The following is a 3,872-nucleotide window of genomic DNA, read 5'->3' as shown; positions in this document are numbered from 1 at the left end:
CTATCTGCCGCCGCCGCGCATCATGAACAGGGCGCTCGCGGTGCCAGGGTCGCTCGTGATCATCGGGGCGCTCATCGGCGGGGCCCTGCTCGGTCTGCTCGGCGCACTGGTGTCGATCCCGATCACCGCCGCGATACTTCTGATCATCAAGCAGGTCCACATCCCGCGTCAGAACGCGAGAGTCTGAGGACGGAGAATCACATGGCACGATCCACGGTCCAGGAGCTGCAGCGGCGCCTCGCTGCCCTCGAAGCCGAGAACAGCGCCCTCCGTGGCGGCATCCCGGCGGCAACCCCCGCCTCGACACCCGATCCGGTCGGGTCGCGCCGCCGATCCCGCGGGTGGGGACGCACTCTCTCGGCCACCGTCCTCATCGTGCTGGGAACGCTCATCGCACCCGTCGCCCTCGTCGCTGCCTGGGGCAACGTGCAGCTCACCGACACCGATCGATTCGTCGCGAGCTACGCCGTGCTCGCGAGCGATCCTGACGTGCAGTCCGCGGTCACCGATCAGGTTGTCGAGGCGATCGAGGGACAGGTCGACATACCGACCCTCACCACGGACGTGATCGACGGCATCATCGACCTCGGCACCGGCCCCGCGGCGACTCGTGCACTGGAGTTGCTGAAGGGACCCGCTGCGCAGGGACTGCAATCGCTCGTGGGAACCCTGGTCGAGCGCTTCGTCGAGTCCGAAGCGTTCGCGAACGTCTGGGCGTCGGCGCTCCGCATCAGCCACGCGCAGGTGGTGTCCGCGCTGCAGGACGATCCGGATGCGGCCATCGCACTCGGGTCCGACGGCACGATCGGGATTCAGCTGGCGCCGATCATCGACGCCGCGAAAGAAGTGCTCGTCGACCAGGGCGTCGGATTCGCGGCGTCGATTCCGACGGTCGATCGCACGATCACCGTCGCGCAGGTCGATTCCCTCGCCTCGGTCCAGCTCGCCTACGAGCTGGTGGTGGCCGCTGGACTCTGGTTGCCCTGGGTGGCGATCGTGTTCCTCGCCGCCGGCGTGGTCGTCGCGCGACGACGCTCGGTCGCGCTGGTCACCGCAGCGCTCTCCCTCGGTCTCGTGATACTGATCGTGCTCGCGGGTCTCGCCATCGGCAGGGTGCTCTTCGACGCCGCTCTGCGCAGCAACGGCATCCCCGCGGATGCCGGGGGCGCGATCTACGAACTGGTCGGCGGCGCCATGCGCGACACCGCCGTGGCTGTGCTCGTGCTCGCGCTCGTCACCGCCGTGGTCGCGTGGTTCGCCGGCCCCTTCGACGTTCCACGACGACTTCGCGCCGTCGTCCACGGTGGCGCCGCCTCGCTGCGCGGCACCCTTGACCGGCGCGGCCTGAGCAGCGGACGCGTCGGCACGTGGATGTACTCGAGACGCGCTCTCCTGAGGGCTGCGATCATCGTGGCCGGTGCGGCGGTCGTGCTGCTCGTACGGCCGCTCACCCCCGCACTCGTGCTGTGGACTCTGGCCCTGTCGCTGCTCGTCGTCCTCGTCCTGGAGGTCGTCGAACGTCCGTCGTCCGACGATGACGATGCCGATGCCGATGCCGATGCCGATGCCATCGATGCCGTGGCGGCTGAGGACGACGCGCGGGACGAGATCTCGCGTGAGAAGGCTGCCCTCGCCTCCACCGACTCCCTTGGCCGAGCCAGCTCATGACTCGGTCCCCGGAGGTCGCGAAGCCGTTCGCCGAGCGGCGCGATGAAGGACGCGCCGCTCGATCGCGAATGCCCCGGTCGCAGCTCGCAGCATGGTCACCGGCCACGGACCGGCCGGATCCCATCTATCTGCTCGAGGAGCAGGGGCGATCACGGGTGCAGGAACTCACGCCGGTGCGGTACGCGCGCATGGCCGTGTCCCCGCTCGCCTTCTATCGGGGGGCGGCCCTGCACATGGCATCGGACCTCGCCTCGTCCGAGCACACCGGCATCATCGCGCAGCTCTGCGGAGACGCGCACCTGTCGAACTTCGGACTGTTCAGCTCCCCTGAGCGGCACCTGATCTTCGATATCAACGACTTCGATGAGACGCTTCCAGGGCCGTTCGAGTGGGATGTGAAACGACTCGCGGCGAGCTTCGCGGTGGCCAGCAGGCAGCGTGGATTCAGCGCTGACGAGGAGCGCGCCTGCGTCGTGGCCGCGGCACACGGCTATCGCACCGCGATGAGGGCGGCGGCCAAGTCGAGGGTGCTCGACGCCTGGTACGACCGACTCGACGCAGAGAGTGCGAGGCTGTCGACCCGTCAGGCACAGCTCGACCGGCAGGTGGGAGACGAGGAGGTGCGCCGGCTGGACGCGACGATCGACAAGGCGCGAAAACGCGATCATCGGAAGGCTTTCAAGAAGCTGGTGCGCGTCGTCGACGGCCACCTGCGCATCGTCGCGGCGCCGCCGCTGATCGTCCCCGTCGAGGATCTCATCCGCGACGCGGGGCGCGCGGCAGACGAAGCGGATGTGATGCACCAGGTGTTGGGCGCGTATCGGACGACGCTCGTCAGCGAACGGCATCCGATCGCCGAGTACAGGTACCGACACATGGCTCGAAAGGTCGTCGGTGTCGGAAGCGTGGGGACACGCGCCTGGGTGCTCCTGCTCAGCGGACGCGACGACGACGACCCTCTGCTCCTTCAGGCGAAGGAGGCTCAGGCCTCTGTGCTGGAGCGCTTCCTCGGGCCGAGCGAGTTCGACGACCACGCGGAACGCGTCGTGCGGGGCCAGCGCCTCATGCAGGCATCCAGCGACATCTTCCTCGGATGGCAATCCGTCGTCGGTCTCGACGGGCAGCCCCGCGACTTCTACATCCGGCAGCTGCAGGACGGGAAGGGGGGAATCGACCCGGACACGATGAGCGTGCGGGGTGCGATCCTGTACGCGCGGATCTGCGGGGAGACACTGGCTCGAGCCCATTCCCGCTCGGGAGACCGGGTGCAGATCGCGGGGTACATGGGGCGGAGCGAGATGTTCGAGGAGGCGATCGCGGACTTCGCCGCGGCGTACGCCGATCAGAACGACAGCGACTTCCGGGCTCTGAAGACGGCTCTGGCATCGGGGCGACTGCCGAGCGAGCACGGACCGGTGTGAGGCGCCTCCATGGGATCCCGATACACGATGCGTGAACCCGCGATTCTCGGGGCACACGTCGCGAGGCCGGTGTCCGGATGGCCGTCCGGTTATTGGCTCGTGCTCGCGCTGCTCGTGCTCACCTACGGGCTGTGCGCCGCTCAGGGCACGACCGACCCGAGCCCGCCGGCGTTCGTGGTGCAACTGGTCACCGTCGCCGTCGTGCTTCGCGTGACCGAGGCCCACGCCCGGGTGCAGCGCATCGCCTGGATCGTCCTCTCGGCGGCGGGCATCGCCGCGATCGTGGTCGCAGTGTTCGACCTGCAGGGACACGCACTCGACATCGCGCTGTCGGCGGCGTCGATGGTCGCGTTCCTCATCGCACCGGTCGCGATCATCAGACACCAGGTCACGCGGCGGGGCCTGGATGCCGAGGCTCTGCTCGCCGCGATCTCGGCGTACGTCCTGGTGGGCATGTTCTTCGCTCTCGTCTACAACCTCGGCGCGCTTCTGACCATCACGCCGACCTTCGGTGAAGAGGTCGTCGATTCCCTCTCGAGCCAGCTGTTCTTCTCGTACACGACGCTCACGACCACCGGCTACGGCAACATCGTTCCGGTGAGCCCCGCCGTGCAGGGAATCGCCGTCGCCGAGGCGGTCACCGGACAGCTGTTCCTGATCACGGCCGTGGCGCGGATCATGCGCGGCAACCGCCGTCCCGCGTCCGAGGCGGCCCCCGAGGTATCGCCCGCACCTGCACACGCACCCACGCCCGAGGAGATGTCATGAAGAAGTGGAACGTCG

At 68.4% G+C, this 3,872-nt stretch carries 3 protein-coding genes and 1 pseudogene; all 4 read left to right on the top strand.

Annotated elements, in window-relative coordinates; translation table 11 throughout:
• Nucleotides 1-187, top strand: a pseudogene (locus J7E68_RS15855) (AI-2E family transporter); the annotation flags it as partial.
• Nucleotides 188-201: 14 nt separating this feature from the next.
• On the top strand, nucleotides 202-1,668 hold the full coding sequence (locus J7E68_RS15850) for a hypothetical protein (protein WP_215174187.1): 1,467 nt from the start codon (nucleotides 202-204) through the stop codon (nucleotides 1,666-1,668).
• On the top strand, nucleotides 1,665-3,089 hold the full coding sequence (locus J7E68_RS15845) for a DUF2252 domain-containing protein (RefSeq protein ID WP_215174185.1): 1,425 nt from the start codon (nucleotides 1,665-1,667) through the stop codon (nucleotides 3,087-3,089). The genes J7E68_RS15850 and J7E68_RS15845 overlap by 4 nt, the downstream gene beginning before the upstream one ends.
• A 9-nt stretch (nucleotides 3,090-3,098) precedes the next feature.
• On the top strand, nucleotides 3,099-3,857 hold the full coding sequence (locus tag J7E68_RS15840) for an ion channel (RefSeq protein WP_251049064.1): 759 nt from the start codon (nucleotides 3,099-3,101) through the stop codon (nucleotides 3,855-3,857).
• Nucleotides 3,858-3,872 lie beyond the last annotated feature (15 nt).

Origin of the sequence: Microbacterium sp. ISL-103, assembly GCF_018613995.1 — a bacterium.
Classification (GTDB): domain Bacteria; phylum Actinomycetota; class Actinomycetes; order Actinomycetales; family Microbacteriaceae; genus Microbacterium.
Note: the sequence above shows the minus strand (reverse complement) of the source record. Positions and strands in the feature narration are given on the sequence as shown.